The organism is Hymenobacter ruricola (genome assembly GCF_015694525.1).
In the GTDB taxonomy this organism is placed as follows: domain Bacteria; phylum Bacteroidota; class Bacteroidia; order Cytophagales; family Hymenobacteraceae; genus Hymenobacter; species Hymenobacter ruricola.
Genome location: NZ_JADQDM010000005.1, coordinates 165,061 through 183,234, shown reverse-complemented (window position 1 = coordinate 183,234; position 18,174 = coordinate 165,061). Strand labels below are relative to the sequence as shown.

Below are 18,174 nucleotides of genomic sequence, written 5' to 3'. Positions count from 1 at the left end.
AGAACCAGCAGAATAGGCAGGCCGCACCGTGGACGGCGGCTTAATGCAACCATTTCCGTAACTTGCGGGCTCTTTTAGCGAAACCGCAAAGATGACCGGCAAAGCCGAAATTGATACTCAAAATATTCCCGCCCACGTGGCTGTTATCATGGACGGTAACGGGCGCTGGGCGAAGCAGCGGGGCGGCCTGCGCGTGTTTGGGCACCAAAGCGCCATTACGGCTGTTCGCGAAACCGTGGAGGAGGCGGCGGAACTTGGCGTGCGCTACCTCACGCTGTACGCTTTCTCAACCGAAAACTGGAACCGTCCGGCCCTGGAGGTGATGGCCCTCATGCAGTTGCTGGTGCACACCATTCGGCAGGAGACGGCCACACTGCTCAAAAACAGCATCCGCCTCGAAGCCATTGGCGACATCAGCACGCTGCCCAAGAACTGCCAGCGGGAATTGAGCGAAGCCATGGAACTAACCAAAGCGGGCAGCCGCATGACCTTGGTGCTGGCCCTGAGCTACAGCGGCCGCTGGGACCTGACCCAAGCGGCTAGGCGCCTGGCCGCCGATGTAGCTAGTGGCAAGCTGCAGCCCGCCGACGTGAGCGAAACGACCGTGGCGGGCTATCTGGCCACGGCGGGCATGCCCGACCCGGAGTTGCTTATTCGCACCAGCGGCGAGCAGCGCATCAGCAACTTTTTGCTTTGGCAGTTGGCTTACACGGAGTTATACATCACTGATTTGCTGTGGCCGGATTTTCGGAGGGAGCACTTTCAGGAGGCCATACGGTCTTATCAGCGCCGGGAACGGCGGTTTGGCAAAACGAGCGAGCAACTCGCTGTCTCTTAAATTCTTGTAATGTTTCTTGTGCGTAATTTAGTTGTAAAGTTATTCCTGGCCCTGGTGGTTGTGGCGAGTGCGGTGAGCAGTCCGGTGCGGGCGCAGCAAGTGGACCTGGGCGGGACCGATGAGCCGAAAAAATACGAGCTGGGCGGCATCACGGTAAGTGGCGCCCGCTACCTCGACCCCAACACCCTCATCAGCCTGACGGGCCTGCGGGTGGGCGACCCTATTTCGGTGCCGGGCGAGGAAATTGGCAAGTCCATTCGGAAGCTGTGGGCGCAAGGCATTCTGGGCGATGTGAGCGTGACCATTGCGCGCATCGAAGGCACGAAAATCTTTCTGGACTACAACCTGAAGGAGCGCCCGCGCTTGTCGAAATTCACCTTCACGGGCATTCGCAAAGGGCAGACCGAGGACCTGACCAAAAAAATTACCTTGATTCGGGGGAAGGTGGTGACCGATGCGTTGCTGAACAATACCCGGACGCAGGTGCGCAAGTTCTTCGTTACCAAAGGCTACCTGGATGCCAAGGTGAACGTGGTGCAGGTGGCCGACTCGGCGCTGGCCAACAGCGTGGCCTTGCGCATTGACGTGGACAAGGGCTCGAAAGTGCGCATCCACGACATTGCGTTTGAAGGCAACAAGGCTTTCTCGGACCGCAAGCTGAAAGGCAAGCTGAAGAAAACCAAGGAGCGCAAACCCTACAAGTTCTTGACCGCCGGCAAGTTTCAGCGCAGTGAGTACGAAGAAGACAAGAAGAAGCTGCTGGAGTTTTACAACGCTGAGGGCTACCGCGATGCGGCCATCGTGCGCGATACGCTGACGCGGGACGCCCAGGGGCTGGCACTGCGCATCACCGTGGACGAGGGCCCCAAGTACTATTTCCGCCACATCACGTGGAGCGGCAATTACCTCTACGACGACAAGACGCTGGCCAACATCCTCGGCATCAAGCCGGGCAGCCCGTACAGCAAAGAGGTGCTGGACAAGCGCCTGAACTACAACCCCACCGGCCAAGACATTTCTTCGCTGTACCTGAACGACGGCTACTTGTTTTTCACCGTTGACCCGGTGGAAACGAAAGTGGAGGGCGACTCCATCGACATCGAAATGCGCTTGAGCGAGGGCGTGCAGGCGCACATCAAAGACATCAACATATCGGGCAACACCAAAACCAGCGACCATGTGCTGCGCCGCACCCTGCGCACGCTGCCCGGCGACAAATTCAACCGCGAGCTGCTCATTCGCTCGCAACGCGAGATTGCCACGCTCGGCTACTTCGACCCGGAGAAAATCGGCATCAACCCCATCCCCAACCAGGCCGATGGCACGGTGGACATCAACTACACCGTGGTGGAAAAGCCTTCCGACCAAGTGACGCTTTCGGGCGGCTGGGGTGGCTATGCCGGCTTCATTGGCACAGTGGGGTTGGTGTTCAACAACTTCTCGTTGCGCAAAGCCGGGACGCTGCGCAACTGGACGCCGGTGCCCGCCGGCGACGGCCAGCGCCTGGCGCTCAACGTGCAGGCCAACGGCGTGCAATACCAGGCCTATTCGCTTTCGTTCACGGAGCCTTGGCTGGGTGGCCGCCGGCCCAATTCGTTCTCGTTCAGCCTCAACCACAGCGTGCAGCGGGCCGGGGCGGCTTTGGATGCCTCCAACGACCAATTCATTAAAGTGAACAGCGCCACGGTGGGCCTGGGCCGTCAGCTGCGCGTGCCAGATGACTACTTTACGCTCAGTAATTCGCTGTCGTACAGCCAGTACCAGACGCAGAACTACGTAAATATTGCCGGTGCTACCACGGGTACGTTCAACAACATTACGCTGAACACTACCCTGGCCCGCAACAGCATCGACAATCCCACCTACACCCGCCGGGGCTCGTCGTTGAGCCTGAGCCTGAGCCTGACGCCGCCTTACTCGCTGCTTAACCAGAACCACATTAGTAACCAGTGGATTGAGTTTCACAAATGGATGTTCGACGCCTCGTGGTTTACGCCCATTGTGGGCAAGCTGGTGCTTAATACCCGCGCCCACTTCGGCTTCCTGGGCACTTACAACTCGAACCGCGAGATTGGGCCGTTCGAGCGCTTCAAGATGGGCGGCGCGGGCCTGGGCTACAACGGCGGCGGCAACTTTCTGGTGGGCACCGACTACGTGGGCCTGCGCGGCTACGACGACCCCGGCGCCACCTATGCCATTCCGACCGCGCAGAACTCGCAGGCCGGCGGCATTGCCTTCAACAAGTATGTGGTGGAAATGCGCTACCCTGTCAGCCTCAACCCCGCCGCCACGGTGTACGTGCTGGCTTTTGCCGAGGCCGGCAACTCGTATGATTCTTACAAAAACTATAACCCCTACAAGCTGTACCGTTCGGCCGGGGTAGGGGCCCGCATCTTCATGTCGGCATTCGGTTTGCTGGGCTTCGACTTCGGCCACGGCTTCGACAGTGTGATTCCGAGCCTGCCCGACAACTCCAAGCAGGACCCCAACCACTTCCACTTCATCATCGGTCAGCAAATTCGATAGCCGGGCACTAGCGGGCCGCATTTCACGTTTCCTCCAGTATGAAGAACATCGGTGGCCTGCTACTGGCCTTATTGTTGCTGCTTGCCGCTCCGGGCGCCCGGGCGCAGAAGTTCGGCTGGGTTGATTCGGAGTTTATTATGGGCAAGATGCCCGAGTACGCCAAGGCCCAAGTGGAACTCAACGCGCTGTCGGACACTTGGCAGAAGGAGCTCGAAGCCCAGAAAAAGGACCTCGACAAGCTCTACCGCACCTACCAGGCCGAAGAAGTGGTGCTCACCGAGCCCATGAAAAAGAAGCGCCAGGATGAAATCCTGAAAAAGGAGCAAGACATCAAGGCATATCAAAACAAGCAGTTTGGCTACGAAGGCCAGATTTTCAAGAAGCGCCAGGAATTGAACAAGCCGGTGCAGGACAAGATTTTTGAAGCCTGCGAAAAGGTAGCCAAGAAGAAGGCGCTGGCCGTGCTGTTCGATAAATCGGGCGACATGACCATGCTCTACACCAACCCGGCGCACGACTACACCGAGTTTGTGCTGGAAGAACTCGGCCTCGGCGCCGAAGACCGCAACCAACCCGCCAAAAAAGGCCCGGTGACCACCGTGGCCCCGCCCAAAACCCCCATTGACCCCAATTTTGAGACAGATTCCGGCGCGCCCGAGCCAGCGGCCGGCACCAAGGCTCCGCCCAAAACCACTCGGCCCGTGAAGAAGGGCGCGAAGTAATTACCTTTGTCCCAACATTTTTCTGACCCTTTTTCTTTTTGATGAACCTCGTGAAAATTTTTCGTCTGACGCTCGCCGCCGCTCTGCTGACCGCCGGAACCCTGGCCGCCACTTCCGCGCAGGCCCAGGCCCCCCTGAAGATTGGGTACACCGACGTGCAGTACGTGCTGGCCCAGATGCCCGAAAGCAAGCAAATTGAATCGCAGCTGAAAACGTACAACGACCAGCTGGCTGCTCAGCTCAAAAGCAAAACAACTGAGTTTGAAACGAAGGTGAAGGATTACCAGCAGAAATCTGGTACCATGACCGACATTGTGAAAGCCGATACGGAGAAGGGCTTGCAGAGTCTGCAGCAGTCCATCCAGGAATTCCAGCAAAGCGCCCAGCAGTCGCTGCAGCAGAAGCAGCAGACCCTGCTGAAGCCGGCCCTCGACAAGCTCCAGAAGAACATCGACGACGTGGCCACTGAAAACGGCTTCACCTACGTGTTCAACTCCGACGGCGGCGGCAGCCCGCTCTTGCTACACGCCCCCAAAGAAGGCGACATCTCGGACCTTGTGCTGAAGAAGATGGGCATCACGCCCGGCGCCGCGCCGGCTCCCGTCATCAAGACGCCGAGCACCACGCCGACGCCCGCGCCGGCTCCCGGCAAGACCAAAACCAAGACCAAGAATTAAGCAGCACCCGCTGCCCACCCGCCAGAAAGCCGGAGCGTTTGCTCCGGCTTTTTTCGTGTAGCAATCCGCCGATGATACCCAACGACTTAGCAGCAGACGACGACCTCGACGCCGGTGGCGCGGACGGCGACGACCTGTATGAACACCACCGCATTGTGGTAGACCGTGGCCAGGAGCTGCTGCGCATCGATAAGTTTTTGCACGGCCGCTTGCGCAACACCTCGCGCAACAAGGTGCAGGAAGCCATTCGCGCCTCGGCCGTGGAAGTGAACGGCACGCCCGTGAAACCCAACTACCGGGTGAAGCCGCAGGACACCATCACCGTGACCCTGCCCGAGCCGCCGCGCGACGACCGGGTGGTGCCCGAGGAAATGGCGCTGGATATCCGCTATGAAGACGCGGATTTGCTCATTGTGAACAAGCCGGCGGGCCTGGTGGTGCATCCAGCCTACGGGCACTGGCAGGGCACGCTGGTGAACGGCCTGGCGCATCATTTGGCCAACCTGCCCACCGGCCGCAACGGCGAAATCCGGCCCGGCTTGGTGCACCGCATCGATAAGGACACTTCGGGCCTGCTGGTCATCGGCAAAACGGATTTTGCCATGACGCACCTTTCTAACCAGTTTTTTCACCACACCATTCAGCGCAGTTACCTAGCGCTGGTGTGGGGCACGCCGCCTGGGCCTACGGGCACCATTCGGGGGAACATTGGGCGTAGCGTGCGTGACCGCAAGGTGCAGGCCGTGTACCCCAATGGCGAGCAGGGCAAAGCTGCCGTGACGCACTACGAAATTCTGGAGAGCTTTGGCCCCGTCACCTTGCTGCGCTGTGTGCTGGAAACGGGCCGCACGCATCAGATTCGGGCGCACATGCAGTACCTGGGTCACCCACTCTTCTCAGACGCCACCTACGGCGGCGACCGCATTCGGGTGGGGCAGAACACCGGCGCCTACCGCGACTTTGTGGAACGTGCCTTTCAACTCATGCCCCGGCAGGCCCTGCATGCCCGCTCCCTGGGCTTTGTGCATCCAACTTCCGGCGAGCACCTGTTTTTTGAAGCCGAATTGCCCGAAGACTTCGCCGCAGTGCTGGAAAAATGGCGCGCCTGGGCCACTACCTGAGCTAGTTCATCGTGCATACAAAAAGCCCCGACAAATCAATGTCGGGGCTTTTTGTATGCAACCTAAAAATTAGTCAGCTATTTTTTCTTGACCGTGGTGGTCGTTTTCGTAGCCGTCTTCGTGGCGGGCTTCGTCGTCCGGGCAGGGGCTTTCAGAATTTTGATATTGTCCTGAGCGCCTTTGTTGGTGGGGTCGACGGTGAGAACCTGCTCAAAGTACTGGATAGCACCGGCCTTGTCGTTGGCCGTGGCGCTGTACACGCCGAGTTGGCCGTACGACTCAATGACGCCGGATTTGAATTTAGCCGGGTCAGCGCCTTCGGCTTTCGACAGCTCAATGTACTTCTCATAGAAAGGCTTGGCTAGACCTTTCTTGCCCTCCGGGTCGAGGTTGTTATTGACGCGGGCCCGCTCCAGCCAGCCCGGGGCGTAGGTGGGCTTTGCGGTCAGGATGATGTTGTACACGCTGTCGGCACGGGTGTATTGCTTGTCGGCCGAAAGGGCAGTGGCAAGGCGAAATTGGTCCGTGAGGTCGCCTTTGCAGCTAATCAGCTTGTACTGATACACGCTGATGGCGCCTTTGTAATCCTTCTTGTTGGCATAGATGGTCGCCAGGTCGTTCTGGAAGTCGCAGGCCTTTGAAGGGTCTTTGGCGATGATGTTTTTAATGAGCGCCAAAGCTTCGTCGCCCCGGCCCGTTTTGCTCAGGATTTTTGCCTGGTAGATGTAGTCCTCCGAGATAATCTTGTCGGCAGGCGTCACCTTCATGTACGTCTCCATGGCTGCACCAGCACCGGTATAGTCACCGGTTTCGTACAGCAGATAGGCTTTCAGGCGGTTCATCGTGGTGTTCTTGGGGTCAGAAACCAACACTTTGTTCACCTCCGTCAGCGCTTCCGGGTACTTCTTGGTCAGGTACAGGAACGAGGCGTACTGAGCGTCCGTGGCGGGCGAGTTTTCAGCCAGGTCTTTGTACTTCTGAAAGCTGCTCAGCGCGAGGTCGTACTGGCCGGCGTAGTAGTACATGTCGGCCAGCTCGCGGTAAGCCGGCGCGTAGCTGGGGTCCAGCTCAGTGGCTTTGGTCAGGGCCGTGCGGGCTTCGTTGAAGTTGCGCGAGCGCACGTTCAGCACGCCTTTCTTGTAGTAAGCCTGCGCGTAGCTGGGGTTGGCCGCAATGGCGCGGTCGAAGCTGGTCATGGCTTCGCCACCGCCCTGGTCGGAGTGCAGGTAAATATCGCCACGGGCCACCATCAGGGCCGGGTCGTCTTTCTTGAAAGCCGTTTGAGCGGCTGTAAGGTAAGTCTGCGATTTGCCGGCGTCCTTGATGTCGGCTTCCCCGTAGGCCTGCGCAATCATGGTCAGAACCTTGGTGTCTTTGTTTTTGGTGGCTTTGGCTGCCGCGTCAAACTGGGCTTCGGCCGGGCCAAGCTGGCCTTTAGCCAGTAGCGCACGGCCGGCAGCTACCTGGCCGAAGGGCGAAGAGCCGGCGGCCTTGTTGAAAAAGAAAGCAGCCGAATCCGGCATGTCGCGCATCTGATACAACCGGCCCAGCTCGAAAGCTGATTCGGGCGAGGAGCCGGGGCGCAGCATGGCGCGGGCTTCGTTGTAGCGACCCAGCTCGATGGCGCGTTGGGCTTTCTGAACGTCTTGGGCGGTGGCCGCCGTGGTGCCTGCCGCCACAAGCAGGGCGGCGAGCAGCGGCTGTTTCCAGGGCTTGAAACTCATAGGATGGAGAAAAGATGAAAAAGCGTGAGTGAAAAGGGGTACGCGCGAAGGGCGCTTACAGTTTAGGCGTGGTCACGATACGGGCCTGCATTTGGGCGGGCAATAAGCCCGACTTTTGAAATATCAGCTGCCCGTTCTTGCCGGCTATGAAAGATGCAAACCCCGTGCCCAACCCCGCGCGCGCTTCCCGACTGATGACGTAAAGGTTGCGCCGCAGCGGGTAATTCTGCAACTCCGGGTGCTCGGCGATTTGTTCCGGCGTCTTCTCGGCCAGATACACTTGGTAAGGCTGAATGTAGTCGTCGGGGGTGGGGTTGGGGCGGGCCGTGATGCTGGCCACCCGCACCTTGTTGGCAAATTTCATGGCCGCCGGGTCGTCGCGGTCCGAAATCCAGTTCACGCCCACCACCCCGATGGCACTGGGGTGCGTGGCCACGTAGTCGAGCAGGGACGGGTTGGAAGCGGCGGCAAACACTCGCTTCGTCAGGGCGGCGCCGTGGGTCACGGAGTCGCGCACAAATCGCGCCGTGCTGCTGCGGTTGGCGTCAAACACCACGTTGATGGCGTCTAGGCCCTTCTTGCCGCTCACTTGGTTCCAGGTGCTGGTTTTCCCCGTGAAAATGTCGGCCAGCTGCGCCACCGTAAACAGAGAATCCGGATTGGCGCGATTCAGCACGATGGCTAAGCCGTCGATGCCAATACGGGTGATGCGCGGGGTGATTTTCTGCTTTTCAAAGTCGGCCTTTTCCTCGGCATTCAACTCCCGCGACACCACGGCCAGCTTAATCTGGTCATTAATCAAGTCGACCATCACTTTTTCCTCCGGCTGGAAGCTCATCTTGACGTGGGCGTTCGGGTACAGCTTGCCAAATGTGTCAATCTGGGCTTGCAGGATGGGCGCAAACGTTTCGTCCACGCCCACGGCCACCGTGCCGCTGGTGGGCGTGTCCTGCGCGCCCGGCGAGCCCGGCCCGTTGCAGGACAATACGGTAACGGCTCCGGCCAGCACGGCCAGGGCACTGCCAGTCAGCAAGTGCGTGCGCTTAATCATGGTCATCAGAAAGAGGTTTTTTGCGGAAATAGGTCTGGTAGCCGCGGAAAAACCGCAACAGGCCGTAGAGAACGAACACCGAGCCGAGCACCCGGCGGGCGGTTGGGCTCAGGCTGATGATGCCCCCACCAGTAGCCGTGTCGGCCGTCCACCAAAGCCAGACGCCCAGGCCCAGATACACCAGGGCCATGACGAGCACAAAGTAACGCACCAGCCGCTGGGGCGACTTTCCCAGGCGTTCTTCAGTAGTGGGAAGGTTAAGCATAATGAAAAGAATGCAGGAATGAAGATGTATAAACCCGCAAAATGCCGCTAAAGGTTCGGTTAAAAGCCAAAGCGGTACGGCAACCAGCCCACAAAAAAGCCGAAAATTAGCCGCTTTTCATAGCTGCGGCTAATTTTCGGTTTCCGCCCGGCAAATGCAATCAGTGGCTCCGTACCGAAGCTATTATTCAAATTGAAACGTGATGGGCAGGGTAAAGCGCACGGGCACGGGGTGGTTGTTTTGCAAGCCGGGCGTCCAGGCCGGCATCTCGCGCACTACCCGAGCCGCCGCTTCCTCTGTGCCGAAGCCCAAGCCCTTGAGCACCGTTACCTCGCCAATGCTGCCGTCCGTCTGCACCACAAACGAGACGAATACCTTGCCGGAAGCTTGCGCGGCCATGGCGGCGGCCGGGTAGCGCAGGTGCTTTTGCAAGTAGCGCATTAGTGCCGTCCGGCCACCCACGAAATCCGGCATCACTTCCGGCGCCAGCATCGGCGCCACGGGCGCGGCAACAGCCGGGGCTGCCGAGTCCGGCGCCGTGGAAGCCGTACTCTTACCACCGGTACTCCCCGTAGGGTTCTCCACCCCATCCTTGGCTGGGCCTGCAGGTCCAATGTCCGGCGGCAGCGTGGACTCCACCGTGGGCTTCACTTGGTCGTCGGGCGCCACCCGCGTTCTAATAACGTCGTGTGGCGTTACCTTCACTTCGGGCTGGGAAGCCGCGGGCGGTGGAGTCATTGGCTTCACTTTTTCAAGCTCATAGTATCTCGGTTGGGTCGGCTGCAGAACGTCAACAATGGGCGGTGCCTCCACCACATCCGGCCACAGCAGGTTCACTGCCACTGGCAGCAAAAACAGCAGTGTACAAGCCGTCAGGGCAATCAGCAACGCCGACCCTAAGTGGCGCTGGTAAGAGCGGCGTTGCTGATAGGCGCCGTAGGCCTGGTTGCGGCCCTCGAAAACGATGTCATCGAGCGAGCCGGTGAGGGAAGTGAGCGTGGACATGGCAATAGTGGGTTGAAGTGAATGAATCGAACCCAAGCCACGCGGGCGGGGGCCCACCGCCACTGGCTTGCCCTTCCTCAACGTCCAACATATTGGTAATAGTATGCTAGCCTACAATATTTTTTCAAATCAAAAAGACATGCAAACGAAAAACCCCGGACCAAGCCGTGAGGCTCAATCCGGGGTTTCTGTTGCTACGGCCCGAAGGCCATTCGCGGGAGTTATTGAATCTTGAAGGTAATCGGCACCGTGAACGATACGCTAACCGCGCGGCCGTTTTGCTTGCCGGGGATAAACTTGGGCAATGTTTTCACTGCCCGAATCGTCTCCTCGTCCAGGCCGGAGCCCAGGCCTTTCACCACTTTCACGTCCGAAACGTCGCCTTGGGCATTCACCGTGAAGCTCACGAAAATACGGCCTTCGACTTGGTTGCGGAGCGCCAAGGGCGGGTACTTGGTGGCTTTCTGGATGGCGGCTACGATGGCGGCGTTGCCGCCGCCGCCGGGCAGGGTCGGCATCTGCTCCACGTAGGTGTAGACTTTGTTTTCTACAACCTCTTCCACCACTTTGTCGCCTTCACCCGAGAGTTCGGTCAGGTCCACAGCGTCGGTGTTGCCTTTTACGGTCACGGTGGCTACGGTCTTGTCCTTTAGCTCTTCCTGGTCCGGCACCTCCTCCTTTTTCACTTCCTCATCCTTTTTCACCACCGGGGGGGTGAACTTGATGGTGGTAAGCTTGGGCGGCGGGGGCGGCGGAGCCTCGGGCGGCGGGGGAGGGGGTGGCGGTTTGGTTTCGTCCAGGGGAGGAGCGTCCATCAGCACGTTCTCCTGCAGGTTTTTCTTGGGCTCCTTCGGCATCTTATCTTTTAGATACTGCGCGATGAGCGGAAAGAAAACCAACAGCGCGAACACAGCCGTGGCGATGATGAGTGCCCGCGTGACGTGCCGCTGGTACAAGCGGCGCAACACGTAGGCCCCATACGCCTTGTTGCGGCCCTCAAAAACGATGTCGTTTAAGCTGGCCTTGGCGATTTGCGCGTTATCCATCATAAGCCAGATTCTTTAATAAGTTCTAGGTCGTCTTTGGGAGCTTTCACCAAGGCGTACTTCTTCTGGTTCGTGATGTTCATCTCGTCCAGAATGTCTACCATGTTCTTGTACTTGCCATCATCGGTCGGCTTGATGAGGATGATGGGCTCAGGGCGCTGGCGCTGGCGCTCCAACAGCACCTGCCGGATGCCATTCGGGCCGAAATTGGTCACCTTCAATTCGGGCTTGGCAACGCTCTTGTCATTTGGCGTGTTCAGGCCGAAGTAGTAGTACGCCTTGTTGTCTTTGCCGAGGAGGATGGTCATGGCCTGCGAGGCCTTGATTTTGGTGTCCTCCACGTCGTCGGTCTTCTTCACCGGCATCGTGAGCTGCATCACGTTGGGCTTGGCGAAGGTGGTGGTCAGCATGAAGAAGGTGAGCAGGAGGAAGGCCAAGTCCACCATTGGGGTCATGTCGATTTTGGTCGACATTTTCTTGGCCCGCTTCTTCCCACCTTTTCCACCGGAATCGGCTTTGCCTTGAATTTCTGCCATGGGATTTAAGTGAGTGAGGGAAAGGAATTCAGCTCGGTAAACTGCTTATTTGGCAGCCACCGGCTTATTTTCCATGTCCGTAATGAGGTTGAAGCGGTTGATGTCCTTCTCCTGGAGCACCTTGATAACTTGCTGCACCGTGGGCACATCCGCGTCGCCGTCGCCTTTAATGGCGATGTAAGTCGGCTTGTGGAAGATGGCTTGGTTGGCGCGGCGCGACTCCAGCACCCAGTCAACCAGCTGGTTGTTGAGCGAATCGAGGGGCACGCCGGGCTGCTGCTTATTCACCTGCTTGCGAGCTTCCTTGTCCATGTTGAGGTAGGAGCCAAGCTGGTTGATGGGCAGGCCGAAGTTGGGCAGGTCACCGAATTCCTTGGCTTGCTGCGCGGTGAAGTTCACGCCGTACTTGGCGCCAACCCGCTGCAGGGCCTGGATTTTGGTTTGCTTGGCGTCGACGCCAAAAAAGACGCGCTTGTTTTTGTCGACGGTCAGCGTAATCACGTTGTTTTCGGGCAATTTCAGCTCCGAGATGGACGACGGCGTGTCCACCACCACGGATTCCTCGGGGGCAAACTTGGTGGTGAGCATGAAGAATGTCACCAGCAAGAAAGCCAGGTCCACCATCGGCGTCATATCAAGCGACGGCGAGGTACGGTGCGGTTTTACTTTAGGCATTGCGAGGTGGGGTTTAAAACGGGGAGACTCGTTGGCTAGAACGAACCTCCCCGCGTTTTAGTGCATCAGCAAAGGCGCTGACCACACAGAAAATTAAACCGTGCGGGCCGGAGCCGTGGCCGTGCTGCCGTGCTGGCCAGCGAAGGTCTGGATGATGCTGAAACCGGCCTCGTCGATGCTGTAGGTCAGCTCGTCAATTTTGCTGGTGAAGTAGTTGTAGGCAATGATGGCCAGGGCCGAGGTACCGATGCCCAGAGCCGTGTTAATCAGAGCTTCCGAGATACCGTTGGCGAGTGCCACAGCGTCAGGAGTACCGGCCTGCGCCAGAGCGGCGAAGGCGCGAATCATGCCGAATACCGTGCCGAGCAGACCGGTCAGCGTGGCGATGGAGGCGATGGTCGAGATGATAACCAGGTTTTTCTCCAGCATGGGCAGCTCCAGCGCGGTGCTTTCCTCGATTTCCTTCTGGATGGCGAGGACCTTCTGGTCGGTGGTCATGTTGTTCTCGCGAATCATCTCGTTGTACTTGAGCAGGCCGGCTTTCACCACGTTAGCCACCGAGCCTTTCTGCTGGTCGCACACGGCCAGGGCGCCGTTGATGTCGTTGGCGTTCAGCTTCTGGCGCACCGAGCGCACGAAGCTTTCGATGCCTTTCGAGCCTTTGGCTTTGGCGATGGTGAGCATGCGCTCAATGGAGAAGGTGATAACGCAGAGGAACATGGTGAGCAGGAACGGCACGATGAAGCCGCCTTTGTACACCACGCCGAGGTAATCGCCGGGGTTGGGGTTGTTTTCGTTGTTGCCGCCTTGGAAGTGGCTGGCGTCGCCGAACACGAATTTGTAAACGCAGTAGCTAACGACGAAGGCTAGGATAATAACCAGGACGGAGAACAGCGAGGCTCCACCGCTGCTTTGGGCTTCGGCTTTGGCGGCCGTAGCGGCGGGCCGGGGGCTCGTATTCATGGCATTTTTCTGTTCCATTGTTCCGGAGTGTTTGGGGTTGTTGTGTGAAGTAGGTTGAATTGAGTGGGTAAAGAAAAAGCAAAAAGTTGGTTAGAAGCGCAGCAAGCGGCAAAGAACCTTGTCAATCCCGCAATGAAAGTGGACTAGAATAGCACTTACCAAAGTCCGAACTGCTCCAGTGCCGTCTTAGCTGGGCAAACCTAACCAAAAAGCACGGCCCGACCAAAGAAAACTTGGCCGGAGCCAATTGAAGTATAGCGTGAGCGCGGTAGAAATAGGCCAACGCTAATTGGCGCCCTTGGGTTGGGCCAGACGCCGTTTTGCCTCTTCCCAGTACCCGTCCATTTCCGCCAACGTGAGGTCGGCCAGCCGCTGGCCGTTGGCCGAAGCCGCACCTTCCAGGTACTGAAAGCGGCTGATAAACTTGCGGTTGGTGCGCTCCAGGGCTTCTTCGGGGTTAATGCCGGCGAAGCGCGCAAAGTTCACAAGCGAAAACAACAGGTCGCCGAACTCATCGGCGGCGCGCTCGGCCTGCATTTGCCCAGGGTTGCCGTGGCCGTACTCTTCGCCAAATTCTCCTAATTCTTCCTGCACTTTTTGCCACACTTGCTCGGGCTGCTCCCAGTCGAAGCCGGCGCCGCGGGCTTTTTCCTGGATGCGCATGGCCTTTACCAAGGCCGGGAGGGAGGTGGGCACGCCGCTCAGTACCCCTTTGTTGCCTTTTTCCTGGAGCTTGAGCTGCTCCCAGTTGCGCTTCACGGCGTCTTCGTCGTCGGCTTGCACGTCGCCGTAGATGTGCGGATGGCGCGAAATGAGTTTCTCACACTGGGCGTTTAGCACGTCGGCGATGTCGAAAGCGCCTTTTTCGGCGGCGATGCGGGCGTAGAAAAGCAGGTGGAGCATGACGTCGCCCAATTCTTTTTTCAAATCGGGCAGGTCGTCGCGCAAGATGGCGTCACTTATTTCGTACGTCTCCTCGATGGTAAGATGACGCAGGCTGTGCAGGGTTTGCTTTTTGTCCCAGGGGCACTCGGTGCGCAAGCGGTCGAGGACGTCGAGCAGGCGGCCGAAAGCTGCGAGCTGGGCCGGACGGCGAGCGTTGGTAAGCAGGGCCGTAGGGTCGGATGCGGAATTTTCCATTGTTCCAAAGATAAATCCGGCGTCGGCAACCGCCCGATAATGCCTAATTTTGGTCTTTCAAAAAATCTACTGCGTGACTCTCATTAAATCAATATCCGGCATTCGCGGCACCATTGGCGGGCCGGTTGGGCAAGGCCTGACTCCGCTCGACGTGGTGAAGTATGCCGCCGCTTATGGCACGTGGGTGAAATCCCAGGCCACCGCCAGCAAGCTCATCGTCATTGGCCGCGATGCCCGCCTCTCGGGCGACATGGTGAGCCGCCTCGTGGCCGCCACGCTGCAAGGCCTTGGCCTCGACGTGTGCGACCTCGGCCTGAGCACCACGCCCACCGTGGAAATGGCCGTGCCCGCCAAGAACGCGGCCGGTGGCATTATCCTTACTGCCTCGCACAACCCCAAGCAGTGGAACGCGCTGAAGCTGCTGAACGCCAAGGGCGAGTTCATTTCGGACACCGACGGGCAGCAGGTGCTGGCGTCGGCCGAAAGCGAAGACTTTGACTTTGCGCCGGTGACCAAACTGGGCCAGTACACCACCGACAATACCTTCCTCAAAAAGCACATCAAGGCCATTCTGGCGCTGCCGCTGGTGGACGTGGAGGCCATCAGGGCCCGCAATTTCCGGGTGGTGGTGGACGCGGTGAATTCCTCGGGCGGCATTGCGGTGCCGCTGCTGCTGGAGGCGCTGGGCGTGACCACCATTGAGAAGCTGCACTGCGAGCCCACCGGCGACTTCGCCCACAACCCCGAGCCGCTGCCCGAGCACCTGCGCGACATCGCCAAAATCCTGGAAAAGGGCGGTTTCGACCTCGGCATCGTGGTGGACCCCGACGTGGACCGCCTGGCCCTGGTGAGCGAAAACGGCCAGATGTTTGGCGAAGAATACACGTTGGTGGCCGTGGCCGACTACGTGCTCAAAACCCTGGGCGGCGGCAACACCGTGAGCAACTTGAGCAGCACCCGCGCCCTGCGCGACGTGACCGAGAAAGCCGGCGGCCACTACGCCGCTGCTGCCGTGGGCGAGGTGAACGTGGTGACCAAAATGAAGGAAACCAACGCCGTGATTGGCGGCGAGGGCAACGGCGGCATCATCTACCCGGAGCTGCACTACGGCCGCGACGCCCTGGTGGGCATCGCCCTTTTCCTGTCGCACCTGGCCAAAACAGGCCTCACCATGAGCCGGCTGCGCAACTCTTACCCCAGCTACTTCATCTCGAAAAACAAGATTGAGCTGACGCCCGAAATCGACACCGACCAGGTGCTGGTGCAGATGGAAAAGCGCTACGCCAAGCAGCCGGTGAACACCATCGACGGCGTGAAAATTGAGTTCGACAAGGAGTGGGTGCACCTGCGCAAGTCCAACACCGAGCCCATCATCCGCATCTACGCCGAGTCCGATTCCAACGCCACGGCCGACTACCTGGCCCAGAAAATCATCGGCGACATCAAGGAAATCATTGCTGTAAAGGCGTAATCGAGCAGCAAAAAGCTTGTAAAGGCTTCGCAAGGGTCTTTTGCGCACACAAAACCGGTTTGCGAAGCTTCGCAAGCCACTCTGGAACCAACAAAAATGCCTTGCGAAGCTTCGCAAGGCATTTTTGCGTGAATAAAACAGGGTAGCGAAGCTTTGCTAAGCTGTTTTGTGCGTGCAAAAGACCCTTGCGAGGTTGTGGGTGCCTCCGGAGCCGCCCTCGCGTCTGCGTTTTACCTTTGCGGCATGGCCCTCACCACCCCCCCCGCCCCCGCCTTCGTTTACTTCGACAACGCCGCCACCACGCCCCTCGACCCGGAGGTGCTGGAGGCCATGCTGCCCTTCCTGCAGCACCACTACGGCAACCCGAGCAGCCTGCACGGCCCCGGCCGGCAGGTGCGCGCCGCCATCGAGAACGCCCGCAAGACGGTGGCCCACCTGCTGAACGCCGCGCCGGCCGAAATCATTTTCACCAGCGGCGGCACCGAGGCCGACAACTACGCCGCCTTTGGCAGCATTCGCACGCTGGGGCTGAAGCACGCCATCACCTCCAAGTTGGAGCATCACGCCGTGCTGCACCCGCTGCAAGCGCTGGCCAAGACGGGCGAAATCGAGCTGCACTACCTGAAGCACGACGCCCAGGGGGCCTTGGATTTGGGCCATCTGGAAGAGCTGCTGGCCGGGCAGTCGCGCACCTTCGTGAGTTTGATGCACGCCAACAACGAGATTGGCAACCTGAACGATATTGAGGCTATCGGCGAAATTTGTGCCCGCTACGATGCCGTGTTCCACACCGACACGGTGCAGACCATGGGGCACTACCGGCACGACGTGCAGCAGCTGAAAAACCACTTCCTGGTGGGTTCGGCCCACAAGTTTCACGGGCCGAAGGGCGTGGGCTTCATTTACACGCGCAGCGGCCTGCGGGTGAGCCCGCTCATCCACGGCGGCTCGCAGGAGCGCAACGTGCGCTCCGGCACCGAGAATGTGTACGGCATCGTGGGCCTGGCCAAGGCGCTGGAAATTGCGGTGCGCGACCTGGCCGACCACCAGGCCCACGTGCAGGGCCTGAAAACCCGCTTCATCGAAAAGCTGCGGGCCGAGATTGACGACGTGCAGTTCAACGGCCTCTCCGAGCACGCCAACCAAAGCCTCTACACGGTGCTGAGCGTGAGCTTGCCGCCGTCGGCCATCAGCGAAATGCTGCTGTTTAACCTGGACATCAGTAAGGTGGCGGCGTCGGGCGGTTCGGCCTGTACCAGCGGGGCGCAGGCCGGTTCGCACGTGCTGGAAGCCTTGGGCTGCGACCCCGACCGCGCCACCGTGCGCTTCTCGATGAGCAAAATGAACACCGCAGCCGAGGTGGACTACGCCGTGGAGGCGCTGGCCAAGCTCTACCGCCAAGTGGCGGTGTAGGGGAAATTTATCGGGTTTAAATACAGTTTCTGGCCGACGCTTAATTTAATGCTGCCCTAAACTCGGCATCAATAAGTTGAACTGGGTGCCGGGACGAGGTTATTCGAGGGAAGCGTTGGGCTTAGGAGGGGGGCAAAAGACTGGCCCGGTCTAACGCCCGGGCACGTTTGGGCGTAGGAAGGACTGATTTTATCAACTTCCTGTTTTCAAGCGCCAATACTAATGGACCCAACGACCACCTCCCCCGAAGCCACCCCGACTTCTGCCATCAACGACGGAAACGACAACGCCACGCCCAACGGCACGGCCGATACCAACGCCAGCGGCGGCAGTGCCGCCGGCGATTTGCTGGCCAAAGCCCAGCCTTTGCTGGATAAAGCCCAGCAGTGGCTCAAAGACGGCAACGCCAAGGAATTGCTGAACAAGGTGCCGGCTTCGCTGAAGAACGTGGGCACCAGCGCCACCACCGGCTTTAATAAGCTGAGCACGACCCAAAAAGTAGTGGGCGGCGCCCTGCTCGTAGCCGGGGCCACCTACTTGGCGCGCCGTGGCAAAGGCAAGCGCGCCCAGGCCACCACCGTCAACGAGCTGCTGTACTTCGTGAATGACCGCATCGAGGGCTACCGCCGCGCCGCCGACGAAAGCCAGGACGGTCAGCACCGCAGCTTCTACCTGCAGCTGGTGAGCCAGAGCCAGCAGTTCGCCAACCAGCTGAATGCCTACCTCGACCAGGAAGGCCGGGGCCGCCAAAACAGTACCACGCTCAAAGGCAAGCTCTACCGCGCCTTCATGGATGCCAAAGCCGCCGTGACGGGCCGCGACGAGAAGTCCATCATTGGCTCGAACATCTACGGCGAGGAGTGGGCCATCAAAGCTTACGAAGATGCCCTGGACAGCAACACGCTCACCGGCCCCATCCGCCGAGCCGTGGAGCACCAGTTCGCGCAGTCGAAGAAAACCTACAACGACCTGAAGCGCATGGACACCGGCAACCGGTAAGC

The 18,174-nt window shown here is 59.3% G+C and carries 17 protein-coding genes; 8 read left to right on the top strand and 9 right to left on the bottom strand.

The genetic code is table 11. The features are described from left to right. The first annotated feature begins 91 nt into the window (after positions 1–91). From I2H31_RS12295 to I2H31_RS12275, 5 genes are all read left to right on the top strand, one after another. Positions 92–838, top strand: coding sequence for an isoprenyl transferase (locus I2H31_RS12295; protein ID WP_196293335.1), 747 nt, complete (start codon positions 92–94; stop codon positions 836–838). A gap of 9 nt (positions 839–847) precedes the next feature. Further along, positions 848–3,364, top strand: coding sequence for an outer membrane protein assembly factor BamA (bamA, locus tag I2H31_RS12290; RefSeq protein WP_196293334.1), 2,517 nt, complete (start codon positions 848–850; stop codon positions 3,362–3,364). Between the two features lie 38 nt (positions 3,365–3,402). Beyond that, positions 3,403–4,086, top strand: coding sequence for an OmpH family outer membrane protein (locus I2H31_RS12285; RefSeq protein WP_196293333.1), 684 nt, complete (start codon positions 3,403–3,405; stop codon positions 4,084–4,086). Positions 4,087–4,127: 41 nt separating this feature from the next. Continuing rightward, positions 4,128–4,763 carry an OmpH family outer membrane protein gene (locus I2H31_RS12280; RefSeq protein WP_196293332.1) on the top strand — a complete coding sequence of 212 codons (636 nt, stop codon included), beginning with the start codon at positions 4,128–4,130 and terminating at the stop codon, positions 4,761–4,763. 71 nt (positions 4,764–4,834) lie between these two features. Next, the gene (locus I2H31_RS12275) at positions 4,835–5,884 is read left to right on the top strand and encodes an RluA family pseudouridine synthase (protein ID WP_196293331.1); all 1,050 of its coding nucleotides are present in this window, start codon (positions 4,835–4,837) and stop codon (positions 5,882–5,884) included. Positions 5,885–5,961: 77 nt separating this feature from the next. Here I2H31_RS12275 and I2H31_RS12270 read toward each other — a convergent pair whose 3' ends face one another. The 9 genes from I2H31_RS12270 to mazG form a co-directional block, all read right to left on the bottom strand. Continuing rightward, positions 5,962–7,608, bottom strand: a complete 1,647-nt coding sequence (locus tag I2H31_RS12270) for a tetratricopeptide repeat protein (RefSeq protein WP_196293330.1) — start codon at positions 7,606–7,608, stop codon at positions 5,962–5,964. 55 nt (positions 7,609–7,663) lie between these two features. Then, positions 7,664–8,659, bottom strand: a complete 996-nt coding sequence (locus I2H31_RS12265) for a PstS family phosphate ABC transporter substrate-binding protein (RefSeq protein ID WP_196293329.1) — start codon at positions 8,657–8,659, stop codon at positions 7,664–7,666. Beyond that, complete coding sequence (locus I2H31_RS12260) at positions 8,652–8,924, bottom strand: hypothetical protein (RefSeq protein ID WP_196293328.1); 273 nt, start codon at positions 8,922–8,924, stop codon at positions 8,652–8,654. Before I2H31_RS12260 ends, I2H31_RS12265 begins: the two co-directional genes overlap by 8 nt. 183 nt (positions 8,925–9,107) lie before the next feature. After that, the gene (locus I2H31_RS12255) at positions 9,108–9,929 is read right to left on the bottom strand and encodes an energy transducer TonB (RefSeq protein WP_196293327.1); all 822 of its coding nucleotides are present in this window, start codon (positions 9,927–9,929) and stop codon (positions 9,108–9,110) included. A gap of 221 nt (positions 9,930–10,150) precedes the next feature. Then, complete coding sequence (locus tag I2H31_RS12250) at positions 10,151–10,978, bottom strand: energy transducer TonB (protein ID WP_230687729.1); 828 nt, start codon at positions 10,976–10,978, stop codon at positions 10,151–10,153. Beyond that, complete coding sequence (locus I2H31_RS12245) at positions 10,975–11,511, bottom strand: ExbD/TolR family protein (protein WP_196293326.1); 537 nt, start codon at positions 11,509–11,511, stop codon at positions 10,975–10,977. Before I2H31_RS12245 ends, I2H31_RS12250 begins: the two co-directional genes overlap by 4 nt. Positions 11,512–11,556: 45 nt before the next feature. Beyond that, positions 11,557–12,186: an ExbD/TolR family protein gene (locus I2H31_RS12240; protein ID WP_196293325.1), complete on the bottom strand. Its 630-nt coding sequence runs from the start codon at positions 12,184–12,186 to the stop codon at positions 11,557–11,559. A gap of 93 nt (positions 12,187–12,279) precedes the next feature. Further along, positions 12,280–13,167 carry a MotA/TolQ/ExbB proton channel family protein gene (locus I2H31_RS12235; protein ID WP_394368959.1) on the bottom strand — a complete coding sequence of 296 codons (888 nt, stop codon included), beginning with the start codon at positions 13,165–13,167 and terminating at the stop codon, positions 12,280–12,282. Between the two features lie 267 nt (positions 13,168–13,434). Next, positions 13,435–14,289 carry a nucleoside triphosphate pyrophosphohydrolase gene (gene mazG / locus I2H31_RS12230; RefSeq protein WP_196293324.1) on the bottom strand — a complete coding sequence of 285 codons (855 nt, stop codon included), beginning with the start codon at positions 14,287–14,289 and terminating at the stop codon, positions 13,435–13,437. A 73-nt stretch (positions 14,290–14,362) separates the two neighbouring features. Between mazG and glmM the strand changes: the two genes are divergently transcribed. The 3 genes from glmM (at position 14,363) to I2H31_RS12215 (ending at position 18,172) form a co-directional block, all read left to right on the top strand. Beyond that, positions 14,363–15,760 (top strand): phosphoglucosamine mutase, encoded by a 1,398-nt coding sequence (gene glmM, locus I2H31_RS12225; RefSeq protein WP_196293323.1) that lies wholly within the window; start codon positions 14,363–14,365, stop codon positions 15,758–15,760. A 243-nt stretch (positions 15,761–16,003) separates the two neighbouring features. After that, positions 16,004–17,173: a cysteine desulfurase family protein gene (locus I2H31_RS12220; RefSeq protein WP_196293322.1), complete on the top strand. Its 1,170-nt coding sequence runs from the start codon at positions 16,004–16,006 to the stop codon at positions 17,171–17,173. 222 nt (positions 17,174–17,395) lie between these two features. Beyond that, positions 17,396–18,172 carry a PA2169 family four-helix-bundle protein gene (locus tag I2H31_RS12215; RefSeq protein WP_196293321.1) on the top strand — a complete coding sequence of 259 codons (777 nt, stop codon included), beginning with the start codon at positions 17,396–17,398 and terminating at the stop codon, positions 18,170–18,172. Positions 18,173–18,174 lie beyond the last annotated feature (2 nt).